The organism is Prevotella rectalis (assembly GCF_900607215.1).
GTDB classification, from domain to species: Bacteria; Bacteroidota; Bacteroidia; order Bacteroidales; family Bacteroidaceae; genus Prevotella; species Prevotella brunnea.
The window spans coordinates 177907-199369 of the sequence record NZ_LR027820.1 but is presented as its reverse complement, the minus strand read 5'-3'; the positions used below and the strand labels follow the sequence as shown (position 1 = coordinate 199369).

General features: G+C 42.9%; 21 protein-coding genes, 1 tRNA gene and 1 pseudogene. 12 read left to right on the top strand and 11 right to left on the bottom strand.

The window, feature by feature from the left end; translation table 11 throughout:
- Positions 1-387 (top strand): transposase (locus E0E16_RS14100; protein ID WP_130828423.1); only part of this gene is annotated, 387 nt, incomplete at its 5' end.
- Between the two features lie 87 nt (positions 388-474).
- Here the strand turns inward: E0E16_RS14100 and E0E16_RS01785 are convergent.
- Both E0E16_RS01785 and E0E16_RS01780 read right to left on the bottom strand, forming a co-directional pair.
- Positions 475-1038, bottom strand: a pseudogene (locus E0E16_RS01785) (ISAon1 family transposase); the annotation flags it as partial.
- Positions 1004-1390 carry an ISAon1 family transposase N-terminal region protein gene (locus E0E16_RS01780; RefSeq protein WP_130828385.1) on the bottom strand — a complete coding sequence of 129 codons (387 nt, stop codon included), beginning with the start codon at positions 1388-1390 and terminating at the stop codon, positions 1004-1006. The pseudogene E0E16_RS01785 and the gene E0E16_RS01780, both read right to left, overlap by 35 nt.
- 136 nt (positions 1391-1526) lie before the next feature.
- Here E0E16_RS01780 and E0E16_RS01775 point away from each other — a divergent pair, with 136 nt between their 5' ends.
- The 7 genes from E0E16_RS01775 to E0E16_RS01745 all read left to right on the top strand — a co-directional run bounded on the left by E0E16_RS01775 (position 1527) and on the right by E0E16_RS01745 (position 10971).
- Positions 1527-2417 (top strand): AraC family transcriptional regulator, encoded by an 891-nt coding sequence (locus E0E16_RS01775; protein WP_130828568.1) that lies wholly within the window; start codon positions 1527-1529, stop codon positions 2415-2417.
- A gap of 220 nt (positions 2418-2637) precedes the next feature.
- Positions 2638-3243 carry a DUF3575 domain-containing protein gene (locus tag E0E16_RS01770; RefSeq protein WP_130829707.1) on the top strand — a complete coding sequence of 202 codons (606 nt, stop codon included), beginning with the start codon at positions 2638-2640 and terminating at the stop codon, positions 3241-3243.
- Between the two features lie 6 nt (positions 3244-3249).
- Complete coding sequence (locus E0E16_RS01765) at positions 3250-4794, top strand: DUF3868 domain-containing protein (RefSeq protein ID WP_130828567.1); 1545 nt, start codon at positions 3250-3252, stop codon at positions 4792-4794.
- A 9-nt stretch (positions 4795-4803) separates the two neighbouring features.
- A complete protein-coding gene (locus E0E16_RS01760; protein ID WP_130828566.1) occupies positions 4804-5868 on the top strand; it encodes a FimB/Mfa2 family fimbrial subunit in 1065 nt (354 codons plus the stop codon).
- Between the two features lie 65 nt (positions 5869-5933).
- Positions 5934-7427 (top strand): hypothetical protein, encoded by a 1494-nt coding sequence (locus E0E16_RS01755; protein WP_130828565.1) that lies wholly within the window; start codon positions 5934-5936, stop codon positions 7425-7427.
- A 4-nt stretch (positions 7428-7431) separates the two neighbouring features.
- Positions 7432-9723: a hypothetical protein gene (locus tag E0E16_RS01750; protein ID WP_130828564.1), complete on the top strand. Its 2292-nt coding sequence runs from the start codon at positions 7432-7434 to the stop codon at positions 9721-9723.
- Between the two features lie 123 nt (positions 9724-9846).
- Positions 9847-10971, top strand: coding sequence for a clostripain-related cysteine peptidase (locus E0E16_RS01745; RefSeq protein ID WP_130828563.1), 1125 nt, complete (start codon positions 9847-9849; stop codon positions 10969-10971).
- 537 nt (positions 10972-11508) lie between these two features.
- Here the strand turns inward: E0E16_RS01745 and cmk are convergent.
- Both cmk and porQ read right to left on the bottom strand, forming a co-directional pair.
- Positions 11509-12246 carry a (d)CMP kinase gene (cmk, locus tag E0E16_RS01740; RefSeq protein WP_130828562.1) on the bottom strand — a complete coding sequence of 246 codons (738 nt, stop codon included), beginning with the start codon at positions 12244-12246 and terminating at the stop codon, positions 11509-11511.
- Between the two features lie 73 nt (positions 12247-12319).
- The gene (gene porQ / locus E0E16_RS01735; protein WP_130828561.1) at positions 12320-13264 is read right to left on the bottom strand and encodes a type IX secretion system protein PorQ; all 945 of its coding nucleotides are present in this window, start codon (positions 13262-13264) and stop codon (positions 12320-12322) included.
- A gap of 155 nt (positions 13265-13419) precedes the next feature.
- Here porQ and E0E16_RS01730 point away from each other — a divergent pair, with 155 nt between their 5' ends.
- From E0E16_RS01730 to E0E16_RS01715, 4 genes are all read left to right on the top strand, one after another.
- Complete coding sequence (locus E0E16_RS01730) at positions 13420-14214, top strand: energy transducer TonB (protein WP_130829706.1); 795 nt, start codon at positions 13420-13422, stop codon at positions 14212-14214.
- 119 nt (positions 14215-14333) lie between these two features.
- Positions 14334-15308: a polyprenyl synthetase family protein gene (locus E0E16_RS01725; RefSeq protein WP_130828560.1), complete on the top strand. Its 975-nt coding sequence runs from the start codon at positions 14334-14336 to the stop codon at positions 15306-15308.
- 82 nt (positions 15309-15390) lie between these two features.
- Positions 15391-16089, top strand: a complete 699-nt coding sequence (locus E0E16_RS01720) for a hypothetical protein (RefSeq protein ID WP_130828559.1) — start codon at positions 15391-15393, stop codon at positions 16087-16089.
- Positions 16090-16181: 92 nt separating this feature from the next.
- Complete coding sequence (locus E0E16_RS01715; protein ID WP_130828558.1) at positions 16182-16949, top strand: TatD family hydrolase; 768 nt, start codon at positions 16182-16184, stop codon at positions 16947-16949.
- A gap of 173 nt (positions 16950-17122) precedes the next feature.
- Here E0E16_RS01715 and E0E16_RS01710 read toward each other — a convergent pair whose 3' ends face one another.
- The 7 genes from E0E16_RS01710 to E0E16_RS01680 all read right to left on the bottom strand — a co-directional run bounded on the left by E0E16_RS01710 (position 17123) and on the right by E0E16_RS01680 (position 21278).
- Positions 17123-17620 carry an Lrp/AsnC family transcriptional regulator gene (locus E0E16_RS01710; protein ID WP_130828557.1) on the bottom strand — a complete coding sequence of 166 codons (498 nt, stop codon included), beginning with the start codon at positions 17618-17620 and terminating at the stop codon, positions 17123-17125.
- An 87-nt stretch (positions 17621-17707) separates the two neighbouring features.
- Entirely contained in the window at positions 17708-18187 is a 480-nt protein-coding gene (locus tag E0E16_RS01705; RefSeq protein ID WP_130828556.1) for an ExbD/TolR family protein, read from the bottom strand.
- Entirely contained in the window at positions 18184-18678 is a 495-nt protein-coding gene (locus E0E16_RS01700) for an ExbD/TolR family protein (protein ID WP_317131320.1), read from the bottom strand. Before E0E16_RS01700 ends, E0E16_RS01705 begins: the two co-directional genes overlap by 4 nt.
- 32 nt (positions 18679-18710) lie before the next feature.
- On the bottom strand, positions 18711-19229 hold the full coding sequence (locus tag E0E16_RS01695) for a hypothetical protein (protein ID WP_130828555.1): 519 nt from the start codon (positions 19227-19229) through the stop codon (positions 18711-18713).
- A gap of 2 nt (positions 19230-19231) precedes the next feature.
- A complete protein-coding gene (locus E0E16_RS01690) occupies positions 19232-20068 on the bottom strand; it encodes a MotA/TolQ/ExbB proton channel family protein (RefSeq protein ID WP_130828554.1) in 837 nt (278 codons plus the stop codon).
- Positions 20069-20099: 31 nt separating this feature from the next.
- A tRNA-Ser gene (locus tag E0E16_RS01685) sits at positions 20100-20187 on the bottom strand.
- Between the two features lie 137 nt (positions 20188-20324).
- On the bottom strand, positions 20325-21278 hold the full coding sequence (locus E0E16_RS01680) for an IS30 family transposase (RefSeq protein ID WP_130828553.1): 954 nt from the start codon (positions 21276-21278) through the stop codon (positions 20325-20327).
- Between the last annotated feature and the right edge of the window lie 185 nt (positions 21279-21463).

The window sequence follows — 21463 nt, the reverse complement described above, 5'->3', positions numbered from 1 at the left end:
GGAAAGATGCCAAAGTTGGTGTCCTTGCTTACCAACGACTTTGACATGTCCATGGAGACTATCGTAGCCATCTACCGCAGGAGGTGGCAGATAGAGTCTCTTTTCAAGCAGATAAAACAGAACTTCCCGCTTAGATACTTCTATGGGGAGAGTGCCAACGCCATCAAGATACAGATTTGGGTTACACTCATTGCCAATCTATTACTGTCACTGCTGCAAAGCTCATTGCAGAGGCGGTGGAGTTTCTCAGGGCTGGCTACTATGGTGCGCATTGTACTTATGGAATACCTCAACATGAATAATTTCTTCAACATGCCGGATGCCGACATGAAACTCATGCTTGAAGCAGCGGCTGAATCGCCACCCGAGGTAACAGAAAATGAATAAGGGGGCTTGTCACTAACATGCTGTCATCCGAACTATTGTGTCTCAATGAGTTGGAATGAGGATTTCTATGTTTAGCGGACAGTAATAATCTCCATTAGCGTATCGGTATGGGCTGTATGGTTCATCGCAGAGTTTTGCCTCCTCCATCTCGTCGTTTGCCTGCTGTATTGCATCCCAGCGGTGCTTGATACGCAATTCCTGTACGGCGTCGCATGCTAACTTTTGTACATGGAACCTATCGATTACACGCTTGGCATTGGTACACGCGCTTCTGACTATTTTGCGCATAGAGTCGGACAGGTCCAGAGTGACTTCCTCAACAGAGGAGCGTTTCTCCTCACCAATCCTATCCAGTACTGCTATGACATCTTCTGACTTTGTACCTGCAACTACTGCCACGAGACTTCTTTCCCGTGTCCTTGCTGCACGGTTGGTCACGAAAGTGTACAGTTCGCCGTTAGACAGTGAAGTTTCATCAATAGCCAAAGAGGATCCGATGTTGTCAGGAAAGAGAAGCCACTCGTCGGCATGTTCTGCCTGGTCCCATTGACGAAAGCCGCTCAGAACTTCCTTGTATTGTTTCTCAAATGTGTGTCCGTCAATATGATAGAAATCCTCAAGCGTAAGGCAGCTCACGGGGGATGTCTCCATACGTTTCTTTTAAAAAAGCTCCAAATTCCTTGGAGTAACGAGTGCCCTGAGCTACCATGTCTAAAGCGATGGGAAGCGTAAAGCTCTTGCCTGTGCGCAAGTCCGTCCATCGTCTGCGACGAATTTTCAATATAACCTTATGGTCTCGGATCGGAAAGTCAGTTATATTAACAGCTTCCATGAACCCTTTGGACTCGAAGTTGGCATCATCCGCCAAAGTCTTGTCCATACGTTCGTCAAGACTAATATGAAACTCTGATCCGACCTCACGGACAGAAACGATAGTAAAAAACTCTAATATTTGAGTGGGCAACACAAGAGCTGCCAAGGTGCGTAACATATTTTCTTCCATGATGCGAAGGTCGGAATTATTAAGATAAATAACAAATTATTCCCCCACTGATTTTCTACTGAGCCTATTAATCGCCTACTTCTGGGAACCCGTGGGCAAAATCATTCCTATGGAATAAGAAATATATTAAGGACCCATGAAGTTGATAAATCCAAAAGACCACCTTGACTGCGATTGCTATCGCTTAAATCCGAATATAGGATTCCGAATGATAGACCTTGCTGAAAAAGAAACTTTAGAAGACGACGAACGGTGTTGCAACCAATTAATCTATTTGCGACATGGAAAGACGGAAGTTCTTGAGAAGGGGGGATGTCAACACTTATTGGAAGCGCAGGACTTTATCTTCATTCCGCTGGGGAAAACTTTCTCCTTAAGAGCTGTCGCGGATTCGCGCTTAATTGTAATGACAACTCTTCACATCAGTACGCTCTGCCTAAAATTATCGGCTGCGAAACTCGAAAAGATTGAAACAACCGAAACCGACGCATGCAAAGCCCCTTTCAATACACGCGTGTTCCATGCTAACGATTCGTTGATACGGTGCTGGGATTCCATAGAGGATTATTTAGAAGTTGGATTCTCTTGCAAAGAAATTCATCATCTTAAAGAAAGAGAGATTTTCTTGTTGCTTAGAGCAAGTCTCCCAGAGGAAGAATTGCGCACGCTATTCCGCCCATTGTTCGACAAAAGTACCGACTTTATGGCTTCCGTACACAAATATGCTGATAATGTGAAAACAGCACAGCAGTTGGCAGACGAAATAGGAATGGAGCGTGCATATTTTCAAAAAGTTTTTAAGGCACATTTCAATACCTCTCCTTACTGTTGGTTGCAAAATTTGAAAGCGGAGAAGTTGCTAACGATACTTCGCGAATCAGATATACCAATAAAGAATATAGCATCTGAAATGGGTTTTTCTTCTGTAAGTCATCTGAACACCTTTTGCAAAAAATTCTTCGGCAAGACCTCTTCAGAAATTCGGGATGGACAATTCTCGGAATCCCAATTTAATAAGCAAAAGTAAGAAACTGCTAAGCAAATAAAAACTCTCCTTAAATTTGCATTTTCAGAATATAACACAAAAATGATAGTTTGCAACACATTTTTTTTACAATAATAATACTATACTTCATAACTTTGCAAAAGTTTTTGAACTCTTGCATAAAAGAGTTAAGACTTTCCTTACCATGCTGTCGGTGAGTCTAAACATCTATACAAAAAATATAATCTACTATAAGATAGGCATGAATACCATACGTGACTTTTTGAAAAATAAACAATTATTATTGTTGATTGCTTTTCTTCCCACCAGCTTCCTGCATGCGCAGAAAGTTGGAATAAAAACGAATACACTTTATTTGGCAACTACAACTCCCAACTTAGGCATTGAGGTGGCAACATCTAATAGTTTCACACTGAGCCTGACAGCCGGTTATAATCCTTTCTCGTTCCCATCGAGGGAGAATACGGACGGTCGCAAGATTCATCCTAAGCTGAAACACTGGCTTATAATGCCCGAAGTCAAATATTGGTTTTGCAAATCATTCCAACGAGGTTATTTAGGATTGCACGGTATATATGCCGACTATAACATAGGTGGTTTCCCTAAACCCCGCGTTTTTGATGACACCAGATACAAGGGACAAGCTTATGGCGGAGGACTTAGCTACGGCTACCAATGGGCTATCGGTGACAGATGGGGCATGGAGGCTTCTGTGGGCGTGGGCTATCTTTATCTAAAATACAAGAAATACGAATGTACAGAGTGTGGCGACTATCTCGGAGAGTTTCACCGCAATTACTTTGGTCCGACGAAACTTGCACTCTCATTTATCTACTATCTTAAATAATTTGCAATGAAAAAGTGTATATTATTTATTCTAATACAGGTAGCCTGTTGCACCGTTTCAATCGCGCAGCAGGTACAATATGCGGTCACCGAACCATCGCCATTACGAATTACAGAAACCTCCTGCAATATCAACGGCGATTCTTTGCATATAGGATTTGTCATAAACTTGCAGGGAAACGTAATACGGTCAGGAGAAGCCTTACATTTGGTGCCTGTCTACAGAATTGGTAACGATGAGGTGCGATTGCCGGAAATACTTATTAACGGAAAAAGAAATTCCAAATACTATCGACGCGACCGTGCACTGCTCAATCATGAGCAGTATTGGAGTACAAAGCCATACGCCGAACTCACATTAAACAAGAGAATACCTCAGAAGATAAGATATGATAAAAGAGTAGTATTGCCGGCAGAATTTCGCAATCAGCCGACAGGACACGTTTATATAGAGCGATTCGTTGAGGACTGCTGTGATTGGCGTTTTGTAGGTTCGGACCTACTGAAGCCGACAGTGGTTTCCGAAATCTCGCCAGCTGCTATTCCTATGCAAAACCTTGTGTTCGACGAAAGTAATGTTGTGTTTGTTAGACCTGCTCACGAGACAAAGAAGCTGCGTAACGAGTTATTATCGTTAAGAATCAATTTCATTGTAAACAGATCTGATATCCTACCCACCTACAAGAACAATGCAGATGAGTTGCGCAAAGCCGATGCTTTGTTGCGACCGCTATCCACTCGAAGGGAGACATATACCATCAACTCGGCTATCATCCGTGGTTATGCCTCACCGGAGGATACCTACGAGCACAACCTGAAGCTATCGCAACATAGAGCCGATAACTTCAAAAGCTACATCATCTCACGTTATGGGCTAACCGGACTCTCTTCGTTCCCATCACAAGGTATGGGTGAAGACTGGGACGGACTGCGTAAGTTGGTAGAAGAGAGCATTATGCCATATCGCGAAAAAGTGCTGGACATTATCGATTTTGTGGATCTTAATAAAGGACGTGAGAAACAGCTCATGGATTTGGGAGGAGGCGTTCCATATAAATTTATGTTAGCAAATCTATTCCCTCCCTTACGTCGCATGGAGATGGAAGTAAGTTACACAGTTAGGCCCTTTGAAGAAAAGGAAACCGACAAGGTGTTTGAGACACGTCCGCAAGACCTTTCACCCGAAGAATTATTTCTTCTGGCACGACGTCGCAATGCTCCTCCTGTAACCGATGAGGAAAGGGCTAAATACGGTCGCGAGTACGATATGGCAGTACAGCTCTACCCTAAAAACGAAATTGTATTGCTTAATGCTTCTTCCGCAGCCTTAATAAGAGGCGACGAGGACATCGCGTGGGAGTATCTGAATAAAATTAAAAGTCTGCCAGAAGCAGCCAACAATTTGGGAGTTTACTATATGCTGCACGGCGACAATGCTCGTGCCGAACAATACCTGCGGCGCGCTTTGACTGTTATGCAAACAAAAGAGACAGCAAAACGTAACTTGAAAGTTTTGGAGCTGCGCAAGCAAAATGTTTCCATTCAGCAGTAAAACTAACAGATGAACGAAAAATCGTTATCATATATATTGGAATCCAAGACCTATAGCATGACTTTATACAATCGCTTAAACCTATGGTGTAGTTCGAGAGTCTTCCTGTGGTTGGCGCTTGCTATTGTGATAGTAGGACTTGCCTCGTGTTCTACCGATGACGACCGCGACGAATGTTGTGAACGTATTCGGATTGATTTCAGGTATTCCAAAGGAGCTGCCGATGTTTTTCCTAAATACATTAAAAACATGCGTCACTTCCTGTTCACAGACGATGGGCGTTTCATTAGAGAGATACCGGCTGCAACATCTCATCTGCAGCATCTGTACATACCGCAAATAGAAGAGGGAGCCTATCAGTTGGTAACACTCGGCAATGCGGATAAAGCCACAGTCATCACCGACCTCATCCCTGGACAAACACGACTTTCCGACTTTCTGCTAAGGACGCAGAATCCTCAAGCCAATGTAGTGCAAGACGACAGCGATCCGATCTACTGGGGAATTCTTTCTTTCAGAGCGGAAAGGAACAAGGATCTACGTTACCTGTGCGACATGAGCAATATACATTGCCGTCTAACGGTGACCGTTACATGGATGGAAACACAGCCGGAAACCGACGACTTCATATTGCAGATACGTGAGGTGCCGTCTCGCTATAGACTGAATCCTCAAGAGTCCACCTATCAATACGTGGCAGGCGACAAGACCAAACCGGAAACTACTCCCGACCGTGTTGTGCATCATTTCCCTTATGTCTATGAGGAACCCGCCACCTTGGTAGTACACCGCAAAGAGGTGCCACGTTTGGCAGGACGAGTAAAAGGAACATTCCGCACACTGCGCTACACCGATGGGCGTATTCCTTACTTCGTATTACTGAAAGCCGACGGAACGGCGGTGACTAAAGAGATTCATCTCTCCGAGCCCTTTGCGCTGTGGGGCTGGAAAGTAAGCGACAACATCGAACAAGAATATGAAATAGAAATCTATCTTTATGATGATCGTATGATTGTTCACCCAGCTGCCAATGCCGATGTACTCGATTGGGTTGACGGCGGTACCGTAGGTTAATAAGAATACTATGTGTTTTTGAAAACACTCTTAATTTATTTTTAATTTTATTATTAAATTGTTTTATGAAAAAAATTTTTATTGTAGCAGGTGTCATGCTCTTGACCCTTGGCGCCTGTACCAACGAAAGTTTACTTCCGGACAACACGAACGATAACGGCGTAACGAAAACACGTTCCGCTCGTATGTCGTTCAACGTTACACTTCCGGGAGGAGACCCCATCACTTATGCCGAGATACAGACGGCAATAGAAAAGAAAGTGGAGCGTCTTGACATCTATCAATTCGGAGAGGGTACCGACGGACGTTTGGAAGCTGTGTTTAACAACGTACAGCTCACATCTGCCGCTACAGGCTACAGCGTGAGCCTCGACACGGAAGGCTCTGGCAAAAAGCAGTTCATGTTTGTTGCCAACAACCAAGGCAGCAACAACGGCAGCGCACCATCAATAGAGAACTTGGCAAATGGCACCATCACTGCCGGCGAGTTCATGAAGAAAATCACGAAGGAACTCGGCGACAAGCAGCTCAACGGAGCACCGCTGCTGATGACAGCTCACCTCGAAGATGTTGAGGTGAAGACTGGAACAGTAGGTAAGAAAGCCGAACTGGAGCGCATCATGTCGCGTATAGACATAAAGAACTACGAGCCAAAGCTCACTATCACTCGTGTACGCTTGGAGCAAGTGCCCGACCGCAGCTTCCTCTTCAATCAGACTGCCACCACACAACATCCTACAGGCATGAAGTGGGTAACTCTGCCGGAGGTCAAGCTACCGACACAAGCTACAACTGTAGGAAGTTCCGACCCAGTGGAAATGGAAAAAGTTGCTGCCACGTCAACCGACATAGCTCACACAGACTACAAGCATGTGTTCTATCCGTATGTCAGCGACGACATCACGGAAGAAACCCAAGCACCACTCATCGTGATTGAGGGCATCCTGTTCAAGGGCGACCCTAACCGTGAATCAAAAGTGATCTACAAGAAGCGACTGAAGATTGACGGACAATCCAAATTCCTCGGCTTTAAGCGTAACACTCGCTATACACTGCTAATAAAGAAGGCGTTCCGCGGCGAAATTGACGCATCTATTGTTGTGGATAAATGGAATGAAGAAACAGTAGAAGGGGTCATAAAGCCGATGGCACCGGTAGTATTAAAATTATGTGATGCTCATATATATTACACTAATTTTAGTTGGGATGCTGACGAACAAACCTTAAAACTAACGAAAATTATTAAAGATAAAGAATCTACTAGTGGCTATGGATTTAATGAAGCTAGTTTAGAAATTTCATGCAATGTTGATTGGGAATATTTAGTTGAGGGAGATGCGCAAGCCTATGACTCAGAAAAGCAAGTTAATAATTGGTTAACTGTATATACGCGACTACGTGACATATCTATAGCCAATGGAGTGTTTATAAAAAATGAGTTGCGTTTTAGAGCAACAGCGGATAATTTAACAGGGCAGCCACGTACCGTACGATTGATTTTACGTAACAAAGTTGATCACAATAAACAAAGTATCATAACCATTACACAGGAGGGATAAATATATGAAACTATCGAAAATATGGGCAGGCTTGTTTCCTGTCGTTTTAGGTCTGATGTCTGCATGCAGCAATGAGAGTCCCGACCGCATTTCTGCCGGCGACCGCAATGCAATCACAATCAACTTCCCTGGCTACACCTTGGCACCAAAGACATACGCCGGCACCTATCCTGCCGACATTACAGAGAAAGCCATAAGCAATGCTCGCATATTAGTATTTGACGATAACAACGGTCAACCTGGTATATTGCTGAACTCGGAGTCGATAGAACTCACTGCCGGCGGAGACACCGAAGCAGGCGTAACAGGAAAGGTATTCATACGAGAATCTGGAGTGCAACATCTATTGGCTATCGCCAACTTGGATTTTACGCTTGACCAATACAAGGCTTTAGAAGGCAAGACTTTTGCAGATGTGTCTAAGACATTTGTAACACAGCCGTCAGGCAAAGCAAACTTCTTCCCGATGTGTGCCGCAGCACCGCTGAAGGTTACAATACCGGAATTGACAGACCTGACAACGCCTATGCCGAACCTCAACTTTACTCTCGAGCGTCTTTCCGCACGCATCGACATCGAAAACCTCACAACAGCTGCCGATGGAGAGTTCGTGCTGGAAGGAGCAAGAATGGAAGGCGACATAGCAAGATCCTATTTGGTAAGAGGACAAACACCGGCACTATTCCCTAATGACAATCTTGGCACACATTCAAACATCTCCGCAATATGGGCAGAGAACAAAGGCGTAAATGGTGACATGAGGAAGATGTACATGCAACTATATACTTACGAAAACAAGCAGGACCAACTGAATGTTATTGTAAAAGGAACCTACAAGGGTGAAAAGGCTCAGTTTACTATTCCGTTCACAAACCGCAGCGTAAAACGCAACACCCGCTACATTGTGCAGATGAAGAACAATGCTGAAACGAAAAAGATGGACTTCAACATCGTGGAAGTGAAAGATTGGGCAGAGGGTGGCAACGGCAGCTTAGACTTGGATGTGGACAAAACCATGCCGACAGTAACAGCCATTAGCGCAGCAAGCGGTGCTGCACAGCACACCGCAAACAACACGGAAGCCAACAAAGTGACGGGCATTAGCGTGAATACAACTGCTGCTTACTCCATGAAGATATCGGTGGAGAGTCCAAGCATGGAAAGCCGTATCTTGTTGAATAATGCAGAATATCCCTGGATTGAGGTTAATCAGATTGGAGAAAGCAAGATAGCTGGTGGCAAACTCCATCAGGATTTCCTTGTGAAGATAGGTAAGAATGTAGATTTGTACCCTCGTACAATACAATTGGAGGTACAGAATGCATACGCTCCAAATAAAAAGACACCCAAACTGATTACCATAACACAATCAGCTGCCACTTCATCTCTTAACCCATTGGCATGGATGGCAAATGCAAATATAGGAGAATTAAATACTTTTGCATCTGTATGTAATGCAACAAACTGGACAACAGAAGAAGCCTGTGGTAAGTATTATCAATGGGGTCGTAATGTAGCATTTGATTTTACACATCTTATAAATGGTATAAAAATTGAAAAAGGTACCATTACCCCTAACAATCCTCTTTTATGGGATAAAAATAAATTCTTAAAGAGCGCAGGCTCTGAATACTATTGTACAGGATTAGAAGAAGCACAAACTTGGGCGCAATTTGTTGGAAAGTCCAATTCTAAGGCACCGAGTTCATATATCGGAAACAATGGAGGAGATCCTTCTCCTAAAGGATTTCATGTACCACTTTATAAGGAGTTTCTTTCAACTCTTCCATATTTAAGTAATGATATTCCGGTATTTTCTGGAAATTACGAAAATTCAGAAATTCTGGATGTTAAATTTCATGGCGAAAAAAATTCGCAGAAATTGACATCATATTTCTATTCAAACAAGAAAGGAGTATTGTATGCAATGCGCCACAAAGGGGGAGATGATAAATATATCACAGCATTCAGATATGAAAAGTTCAACTTTGGTGGCTTAAAAATTACTGCACGACATCTTGGAGCAAAAGGTGCTGATATTAACGTAAAAGATATAGCCAATGAAGCTTATTGGAATTCTAATGCAGGAAGTGATATAGTACGCTACTTACCACTTGCATGTAGGTATAATCATAACATTGAATTGGTAGGACCTGGCACTCTAACCCTATATGCTTTAGGAGAAAAACCCTCCGGTAGGTTAAGTTACCATTATCAGATTAGAGAAGCTCTGATTTATTTTATAAGATATCTCTATTTGGAAAGTGCAACCCAAATCCGTCCATTCCGTAATTAATATAGTAAAGCCTTAAGGGTATAATAATCTAAAAAAGAACATAGAGGGCGTATCAGTTTCTTTCCGTCCGATTGGAGGAGAGGGCTGGATACGCCCTAATGTTTATAAATACAACAAGAAGAAATGAAACAGATCACAAAATTGGTGATTGCACTCTGTGTGCTGACAAGCTGCAGCCGAGAATGGCAAGACAATCAGCAAAGCGATTATCGCACGGTGCTCGCTTACATAGCAGCCGATAATGACTTGAACAAAGAAGCACGCGACAAATGTGACGCACTCCTTGAAGGGTGGCATCCGCAAGACGGAGGACTGCTCGCTGTCGCCGACAACGGCTCGCAGCCCGTGCTGATGAAAGCTTCCGGCAACAACGGCAAGAAACAATGGGACACACTGCGGGTGTATGAGCATACCGACATGGCAGACGCGGCACTGCTGCGGCGCGTTGTAGAAGAGATGCCGACCATTGCTCCGGCAAAGTGCTATGGTCTGATTGTATTCAGCCATGCCACAGGCTGGCTGCCAAAAGGGGCTTTTGCACATCCTGACAGCTATGCCCCCGCTATAGGGAGCCGCACGCTCATCACCGCCGGAAGCAAAGAGATGAGTATAGATGATTTCGCCGCAGCACTTCCCGACCGCGGATTCTGCTTCATCGTTTTCGACATGTGCTTCATGGCAAACACAGAAGCACTCTACGCGCTGCGCAACAAGACGCATGCCTTTGCTGTGTCAACGGCAGAGATTCTCAGTCCAGGGTTCACACCCGCCTACCGCACAAGCCTCTCTCGCCTTTACACACCTCACCCCGACCTTGTGGGGTTCGCACAGGATTTCTTCAACTATTGGAACAGCCAAGAAGGCATCTACCGTTCCGCTACCGTAAGCGTAGTGAAATCCAACGGGCTCGAAGAGTTGGCAACATGGGCAAAGCAGCAACACGCAGCGGAAAAGATTGCGGCAAGCTCAGATAGTCTGCTGAAAGCCACTCAGACTTATGACCGTCTGCCAGTACACCTCTTCCACGACCTCTACGATGTGCTCGGCAGCTGCGTGCATACAGAAGCGGAGCGACAACAGCTGAACGACATTTTCTCACGCACCGTAATTCTAAGCAAGACGACAGGTAGAATAGTCCAACTGCCGATTATGCGCCATTCAGGCTTATCAACATATATACCGCGCTCTACGCTGCCGGCACTTAATATGGCACACGAACAGACTGCTTGGCAACGTGCAATTAAATAGAATTTAATGGATTTGCCGTTGCTATTGGTGCAATATGGGGTCAGTCGTAAAACCCAGTTGTTGGCAAAGGTAAGGTATCTTTTCGTATTTTGCAACTTTTTATAATATATTTCCCCGCATTGTAACTATTCAGCAATCATAGACTTTGAATATCAGAAACTTGCAGGCTTACTATTATAGTAGAATGTTCAAAAATGATATTATTTTTCAAAATCATCATATATTCATTCTTATAACTCGCTGATTAGCAACAATTCTCTATAAATCTTTATTGCTGAATAGTTACCCCCGCATTTTGTATTTTTTTAAAAGAAACAAACAATTTACGGTCTATTCCCTACGCGAGTTCGGGATAAGGAAATCTTTCCCGGCGATATGGGAAATGTTCAATAATGTCCTAAATTTTCTTCATTCATCTGTCCAAAGCTTAGCTTTTGCTCCGTAAAAGGTAAGCTTTTGCATTGCAAAAGGTCATGAATTGGAGTGCAAAAGCTTATCTTTTAAATCACAATTAATATCTTCTTGATTATCAATGGATTAAGGAGTGTGTTTCGGGCGCAGTTTTTGTAATATAATTTCGTGGTGATCGCCACAAACTCTCTTGTATTGCTCCATGAGCCAATGGTTTTGTTCCTCGATAGAAATGGTGCTGTTGTCCAGTTCAATGGCATCTTCCGCCTTTCGCAAAGGGGATGTTTCCCGATGGGAATCGATGTAATCGCGGTCGCGAACATTCTTTAATATATCAAGATAATCGGCTTCCAATCCCTTCGCTTTCAACTCATCATAACGGCGTTGAGCGCGAACTTCCGCAGAAGCCGTTACAAAAATCTTTAATTCGGCTTGTGGAAATACTGCCGTACCAATATCGCGACCGTCCATTACAACGCCTTTTTCTGTTCCCATTTTTTGCTGTTGTTTCACCAAAGCAGCTCGAACGAAGGGTACGGCCGCTATGGGACTTACATGAGAAGACACTTCCATGTCGCGAATTTCCCGCTCCACATTCTCTGCATTCAAGTATGTGTCGGGACGTCCGGTGGAAGAGTTCAACTTAAAAGCAATACCAATGTTGGGCATCTGTTTTCGCAACTCGTCAATTCTGACAGTTCCGTCATCATTAAAGAGATGATTGCGAAGCGCGTAGAGGGTAACGGCACGATACATGGCTCCGGTATCCACATAGACATATCCAAGTTTTTTTGCCAAGTCCTTCGCCATAGTGCTTTTTCCACAGGATGAATAGCCATCGATGGCTATGATGATTTTCTTCATATTGCTTGATATTGTTCGGTTCGTATGTATTTATTAAGTTTCTATCGCGATTTCATTCAGGCAGAATGTCTGCCTACAGCGTATATGCCAAATTGAGCAAGATGGAATTGCTCGAAGCATGGTATTTCCCATAGGCGGCATTGATTTTGAAGCGTTCAAGGTTTACACCTCCTCCCAAACAGAATCCGGCTCCATGAGCACTTTCGTCATCTCCAGTTCCGATTTTCATTTCATCAGCTTTTCGGAAATTGTAACCACCTCCTATCCAAATGTTTTGCGACAGGAGGATTTCAGCTCCCAAGTTAAGGTGGTTGATAAAGCGATAGTCGTAATGGGTGAGATCAACGAGAGTGAAAGAAAGGCGGATGGGCAAGCCTTCAAACGTTTTGCTGACACCCAATCGGAGGTCGAAAGGCATTTTCCCAAAATCTTCCTCATAGGCTTTCACCTGTCCACCTAAATTTTTGGCAGCGACAGAAACCGACCATTCACTTTCCGGAACATACCAGTTCAATCCTAAATCCACCCCCACTGCCATGCTGCTGTAATCTCCGATGTAGGAAGTGATGAATTTGGCAGTGATGCCTCCAACAAGATTTCGCGCCAATTCATAAGCAAAAACCGCGCTGATGGCTATTTCTCCCGCGTTGAACTCACCAGATTGGACATTATTCTCGTCCACTTCTTTTATCTTTCCATAATTCATGTATTGTATTCCGCCCACTATCGTGGATTTTTCTTTTATGGCTTTTGTGAACGAAGCTCCCATATAATTTGCCCCTTGCATATAATTCATATAGCTTAACCCAATTGTCATGTCGCTAACCGATGCTGCCAATGCCGGATTGGAAAAAGTCAGAGCCGGGTCATCCTCAATAATGCTGATGTTTTCTCCTCCCAATGCCGCCGCGTGGGCACTAAGCGGAAGTCGAAGGAAATTATATTCTGTTTGGCTCTCTTGACTCCAAGATAATGATGAGAAAAGCAACAGAAAGAGGGTGAAAACAATATTTTTCATTTAATGAACTTTAATTTATCGGCAAAGATACATCTTTTTCCGAATATCTTGTTAATTTTGTCTGTTGAATATAAACCGAGTTCAGAAACTCACGGATTTACCATTCTTCTTTTCATATTGTTTACAACGTGAATAAGAGGAATTTAGTGTTTGAGGTGGAAATAAAGAAGTCAAATAAAGCAGATTTAGAGAACAAGCGTTGGATAGGTTTCCTGCTTGGAATCATTGTTGCGTTGTCAATATTTTTTGTCGCCATGGAATACTCCGATGAAAACTCCTCCGACTCAAAAGATAAGTTGGATTTAACAAAAGACTTGGTATTGCAAGACAAGGATTTATTGCCTGCGATTGACCAAGAGGATGTGGCAAAACAAAAGACAGAAAAGAAGCCCACTTTGGAGGATATGCTCAACATAAAGCGAAGTGAAACGCCTCGCAAAGTAACGCCACACGATGCCGGAAAAATAGATTCGGAGGACAAAAAGACCGCCGCGCCTCAACTTAGCGATACACCGGTGCTCACAAGTAAGACTGAGGAGGTGCCTGACCCGACAAAGGTGATAGAAGAAGCCAAAAAGGAGATGAACAAACAAACAGACGACGATTCGGACGTGCAAATAGAACGATACGATGACAAAGTGAGCAAACGTATCCTCTCCGAGACACCAACACCACCGGGCGGATGGAGCAGTTTCATGCAATGGCTAACAACCAACATTCAATATCCTGCTTCGGCAATAAACGCAAGCAGAACGGGCGTAGTGAACATCACATTCATCATCAACAAAGATGGAATGGTGAGCAACGTGAAAGTAAAGAACAGTAACAACTCAGAGTTTTCGCTTGAAGTACTGCGGGTTGTACGCACCATGGGCAAATGGAAGCCCGGAATAGAGAAGAACAAGCCTTGCAGGTCCTTGATAGAGATACCGGTGGTATTCCAAATTTAGACGAAAACGGCACGATTCCCCCTATTGTGTAACCATGACAGACTACCTCCTTTTACGAAAGGCGATTAGAACCATTGTTCGCCTATCAGATAGAATAAATAAAAAAAGAAATAAATAATATGTACACATCAGACGAACTACTGAAGAAAGTAAACAATTATTTGAAAGTCCTTGCTTATAACCGCAAGCCGGAAAGCCTGTATGAGCCTATCAAATATGTGTTGGATTTAGGTGGAAAGCGGATTCGTCCCATTCTTTTGCTACTCGGCTATAATTTATATAAGGAAAGTCCGGAAAGTGTTCTTTCATCGGCTTGTGCACTTGAGACTTACCACAACTATACACTCCTTCATGACGACCTAATGGACGAAGCGTCCATTCGACGAGGGCAGCCAACCGTACACCGGAAATGGAATGCCAATCAAGCCATTCTCTCCGGCGACTCCATGCTCGTTTTAGCTTATGAGCGGTTGGCAAAGTGCGACGCGCGACACCTTCCCGCAGTCCTTAGCTTATTCACAGAAACAGCTTTACAGATAGGCGAAGGACAACAATATGACATGGAATTTGAGAAACGCGATGATGTAAGCGTGGAGGAATACATTGAAATGATACGATTGAAGACCAGCGTTCTTCTCGCTTGTGCCATAAAAATGGGTGCCATCTTAGCCGATGCGCCGAAAGAAGACGCGGAGAATTTGTATAAATTCGGCGAGCAGATAGGTCTGGCATTTCAGTTACAGGACGATTATTTGGACGTCTATGGCGATCCGAAAGTCTTTGGGAAAGAAATCGGCGGTGATATCGTTTCCAATAAAAAAACTTATATGCTGATAACGGCTTTCAATCATGCCAACCAAAGGCAACGTGAGGAATTGGAAGTATGGATGAGAAAAACAACATTCGAAAAGGATGAGAAGATAACCGCCGTTACAAGACTCTATAATGAGATGGGCATTGACAAACTCGCAAAGGAAAAAATGGATGAATTTTACGAACAAAGCAAGAAATATTTGGATGCCGTCAGCATACCGGAAGAGAAAAAAACTGAATTGAGAGCATATGCAGAGCAAATGATGGAACGACAAAAATAAATCGTATGAAACAAAATGTGGGTTCACACATCAGCTTCACTATTATAACAAAACATTCTTCAACCGTTTTTTCTTAGCCTGAATGCCATACAGAAGATTACCTAAAACAGATGCAGCAAGACTGAAAGCATTGAAGACGTTGTTGGAAAACAATGACATCTACACGGTTCGCAACCGGTTCATTGACTGGCAACTCTTAAACCGTGCGCAGCCACTTCACGACAGGCTGCTTACCGCATCGGAGCAATACAAGATATCCATGTCGTCTCAAGTGCGCAATGCGAAGAAGATGAGCAGTTTGCAGCACAAGGCTTCCATGTATTTAAGTCATTTCATACAAGTGCTGTTGATGTCGGTAGAGCGTGGGGAAATCAAAAGAAAAATGTTGGAATTGTATGGATTGGATGAAAACGCCACATCACTACCCAACCTGAAAACTACGGAAGGATTGTTGGAATGGGGAACCAAAATGATTGAGGGGGAAAAAGTGCGACAACAGAAAGGTGGACGTCCCATTTACAATCCGTCAATCGGCATTGTTTCCACTCATTTCGATATTTATCAAGAAGCCTATGACGCACAGAAGAAGTTGCAACAGAAGACTTTGAATGCCAATCGGGAAATATCCAAGTTGCGCCCGGAGATAGACACGCTTATCGTGGAGCTGTGGAACGCCATTGAAGCTCATTTCGCAGAGCTGCCACCCGAACGCAGGTTTCACGAATGTAGAAAGTTTGGCGTGATTTACTATTATCGACGACACGAAGAACGGATTTATTAACTAAGAATAAGCAAGGGGGGGATATCAAAGGAAAGAGAGAAGTAACGTGCTGTTGCCGCCATTGAACAGAGGAAAAAGATATAAATGAAAAAATGATTGATACACACATACATTTGGACGGAGAGGAATATAAGGACGATTTATCGGCTGTCGTTGAAAGAGCAAAGGCAGCGAACGTGTCGAAGGTTTTCATTCCCGGCATAGATCTGAAATCGGTAGGTACGATTGCCGATGTTTGCTTTAAGTTCCCGGGCTTTGCTTTTCCCATGATAGGACTTCATCCGGAGGAGGTTAAAACCGATTGGAAACAGGTTCTAAAGGAGATGCAAAGCATATTAACTAAAAACAAAGAATATATAGCGATTGGCGAAGTAGGATTGGATTTCTATTGGAGCAGAGAGTTTGAGCAGGAACAACTAAGTGCTTTTGAAGAACAAGTAAAATGGTCAATAGAGACGCGACTACCACTGATGATACATTGCAGAAAGGCGCAAAACGAGATGGTGCATATTCTACGGAAATACCGGAACTATTTGCCGGGAGGCGTGTTTCATTGCTTTACGGGCAACGAAAAAGAAGCGGCAGAACTGCTTTCTTTTGACAACTTTGTACTCGGAATAGGTGGGGTGCTTACCTTTAAGAAGTCGAAGCTGCCTGAAACATTGCAGACTGTTCCTTTAGATCGTATCGTTTTGGAAACCGATGGCCCGTATATGGCACCCGTTCCTTTACGCGGACAGCGCAATGAGAGTTCTTTTCTTGTATACATCATGGAGAAATTGGCGGAAGCAAAAGGAGTTTCACCGGAGGTAGTAGAACAAAAAACAAATGCAAACGTGGAAAGGGTATTCGGTTTTTGAACAATTTAGTTCAAGAAGACCCTTATTATTTGTTTTTAAGGTATGTGGATTTTTACCCACAAGAAAACATCTTTTCTTTATCAAAGAATAAGTTCCAAAAGCATGATTCTCGTTTTACAATACATAAGCCCCGCTTTGTTAGAAAAAGACCGCCGGGCTTATATATGTATTTGTTATGCTTCCTCATTGTTTGCCGCGTGTTCAGTCGGAAAATCCCCAATTGGAAGAGGACGATCGATGACGGCATTATACGAAATCAGGCTGACACTTCTGGACAATCCCAATGCTTGGAGCTTGTCGTGGATGATATCCAAAAGATGATGGTTGTTATAAGCATAAAGCTTTATAAACAAGTCATATTCACCGGTTGTGTAATGACATTCCACTATCTCAGGAATCTTTTTCAACCTTTCCACCACATCATCGAACGATTCTGGATTTTTCAAATTCAATCCTATGTAAGCACAAGTTTCATACCCTATTTTTTCGGGATCAATAATAAACTGTGAGCCTTTTAGGATTCCGAGATTGGTCAGTTTCTGAATTCTTTGATGGATTGCCGCTCCACTTACATTACACTCGCGAGCTACTTCCAAGAATGGAATACGTGCGTCATCAGCTATCAGACGCAAAATCTTCTTATCAAGTTGATCTAAACTTCTATGTGCCATTTCTAATGATTATTTGCTGCAAAGATACAACAATGGTTTCAAAACGCCAACATTTTTCTGTATTTTGTTTTAAATTATAAGGCAATATTACAATTTTATTCCCTCCTTGTCTTTCAAAGTGCCTATATAATTGACATTGAGTACATTCGATTCGCGAAGAGTTTGCTTGATGTCAATCATTATTCCCATCCGAGTATCTTTATCGCCACGAATGCTTACCATCATTTGCTTTTTGTCTATCGCATCCATATCTTGGCGTTCTTTCAGCAAATAGTTCTTTATTTCAGCTATTTGCACTATTTTATCGTTAAGTTGTATGCTTGTGCTATCCGACTCAACCTCTCCCAAATTGTTCATTTGCTTCCCTACATAAATGTAAGATGTGGTTGTTTTCTTCGTCAGACGCGTCAATTCAGTTCCTTGAGGGACACGATACTTCACCTTAACGGTTATTTTGCGCATTTGGGTAACCAGCATAAAAAAGAAAAGAATTGTAAAAATAAGATCCGGTAAAGAGGCTGTATTCAATGCCGGAATGTCATGACTGCGTTGCCTGTAAAAGCTCATTCTCTTTTTCCTTTCTTATCAAATTCATATACTTCGGAAATTCGCTGCGGTACCTTATCATTAACAAGTTTCTGCTGCTCTTCATCGCATAAGGAATATGGCTTGCCGTAAATATCTTCGGAGCTTTTGTCGCGCAGAACATGATAAGCCGCTATGATTTCGCTTTGAACACGGAAATAAGCGTCGTACGATGCTTCCCTACTAGTTTGTAACTGTATAATATGATTTTTCCCTCTGTTCGCGATGAATTTTTCAACGACACTTCGCAACTTGGTAACTTTTATAGGCTCATCGTTCAGCAACAGTTTGTCATCAGCCGTAACATAAAGTTTCATCACCAAATTCGAACTAACGGATGTTGGCAGCTGCTCCTTTTCTTTTTGAATTGGGGGAAGTTGTCGGGTTATCCCTTTGTCAATATCCATGGAAGTGGTAACAAGGAAAAATATCAACAACATAAAAGAAATATCTGCTGTTGAAGAGGCATTCAAACCGGGAACTTTTCTTATTTTGCGATGAAAAATCAAGTATTCTTATTTTTTTTTCTATAATAACGTGTGGCACCGAAAACTACAGAAGCAATGGCTGCCAACAACAGCACAAGTGAGGAATAAACGAACATATCCGCCACTTTCAACCAAAGTTTATCAGTAAACGCTATTCCATTAATCAACATGTCGTTTGAGGATCCTAATAGAAGCGATAGTATCAAACTGGTAATTGTCAGTCCAAACACCGAAAATGAGAGCTTGCGCGTTGGAATTTTATTTACAACTACTTCTGATTTGGAAGTCATCTTTATGGTCTTGACAACTGAAAGCGCAATTGTTGCAACGGCAAAGACAAATATCAACCAACCACAATAAATAAGCACATCCGTTAAGAGAGGAGCATTAAAAGCAGGGTCTTCGATTGATGGAGTATTAAATCCAATGAGGTAAAACGCCACAAATACAATTACTACTGAAGTAATTGTAACATAGAGTACGGATTGTGAAACACGCTCGGCATCCCATTTCTTATTTACTCCGGATTTAGCCATCTCTATTTTGTCAGTTTATATTTCACGATGGAATCAAGCAAAGCTATTGCCGACTCTTCCATCTGTGCCGTTAAATGCTCTATCTTTGAAAGGATATAATTATAAAACACTTGCAATACCAAAGCCACGATAATTCCAAAGATGGTAGTTATCAATGCCACTTTCATTCCGGAAGCTACAATTGTGGGACTGATGTCGCCTGCCAACTGAATTTGATCGAAAGTCATCACCATGCCGATTACAGTACCGAGGAAACCCAACGATGGAGCAATGGCTATGAATAAGGTTATCCACGAACAACCCTTCTCGAGGTTCGCACTCTGAACATTTCCATAGGAAGTAATGCTCCGCTCTATTTCCTCTATGGAACTATCAATCCGCAACAACCCCTGATAACAAATGGACGCTACCGGACCGCGAGTGTTTCTGCTTAAATCCTTCGCGCCCTCGATATCACGCTGTATGATTTTATCCTCAAGTTTTGACATGAATGACTTTGCATCTATCTCCGAAAGACTCAGATAAATAATACGCTCAATACAGAATGCGAGTCCCAATATCAATGCCAAAGCAACCAAAGACATAAAGCCCGCATTGCCCTCTATAAACTTCTTCTTCAAGGATTGATGAAGTCCACCATCAGAATCATTTCCCACAGACTGTGCCGCATCATTCAACGGAACATCATTTTCCTCCAAAGCCTCATCAAGCGACGTGTCATTTGTCAATACCACATTTCCTTTTACACCACCGCTCACCCCCTTTTGGGCTATTGCAGAAACGGAAGAAGACAAGAAGAGGAAAATTATCATTGCAAAATATGCAATCCATTTTTTCATATCAGTAACCTATTTGGTTTCTTAAAAATAGCGGAAAGAGGGGGATTCGAACCCCCGAACCGCTTTAGACGGTTACACGCTTTCCAGGCGTGCCTCTTCAGCCACTCGAGCACCTTTCCTTTATATGTGGCTGCAAAAGTATTTAATTTAAATGGATTAACGGCATAATTCTTCAAAAATAATTCACGGAACAAGTGGGTTTAGTTTTCTTTAACGTCTTTAAAGGGTTTGGCGGATTCCATAAGCAAGTGCAAAATTACACAATTCTTTGTTTAATCATATCTTTTGGCTTTTGAAATTGATTCTTTTTTCTTGGTCTGTTGTTTAATTTCTCTATTATATGTTTTATCATTCCCTTGGATATACCTTTGAAATTGGTCTTCTTAGGTATATATTGCCTGATGAGTCCATTCATGTTTTCAATTGCCCCCTTTTCCCATGAGGAGTATGGATGCGCAAAATAAACAGTTGTACCTAGTTTCCTTGCTATAATCTCATGTGCTGCAAACTCACTTCCGTTGTCCGTGGTAATAGTCCTGACTGGCAATTGGGACTCTCTAAGCAGCCGCACCACGGCATGCGCCAAAGGTACGGCCTGTTTTCCCGTTTCAAGTTTCTCCATGAGCATATAACAGCTCTTCCTGTCCACCAACGTTACGATGGCACCTTTTCCATTCTTTCCCACGATGGTGTCCATTTCCCAATCGCCTATGGAACGACCGTCTGCCTCGACGGGTCGTTCGTCAATCGAAACTCTGTTAGATATCAGTGCGCTGCCCGACATATTAGATGTCCTGCCCTTGTGCCCGCCATGGCGAAGGTGTTTCCGGATATTATCCTTATGGTGCGGGGAACTGGCTGCTATCCAATTATAGATAGTAGACTTGGAGACCTTCATGCCTTCCTCTCTCCTAAGCCAGCCGGAAACTTCCTCGGGGGACCATTGCTCATGGCGGATAAGTTCAAACACACGGCTGCAGACATAAGGCTTGACAGAACGGTTGCCAGGGTTGTTCGACTTGCGACGGCGAGCTCTGAGTATTGCCAAATGACAGCTGTAGATACCCTTCTCATTTGAATTACGATTAATTTCGCGAGAGACGGTACTTACAGACACGCCAATTGTCTCGGCTATAAAACTAAGTGAGAATTTCTTTTGGAGTAACACACTTATTGTGTATCTTTGCTCCGAGGTTAATTGTTTATACATTGCAATACAAAATTAGTTAATCTCAGGGAGAGGGACGAAAGTCTTTCTCCTTTTTTTTGTATTGCTTAAGTTATCCGTCAATGCTCTTTGGGGGCTTCGCGCCCCCAGCCGCAAGGCAAACCTCCGCGGTGTTTTTCATAGTTATTGCACCCACAGAGATTTTGCACTTCTATTTGGAATTAGCA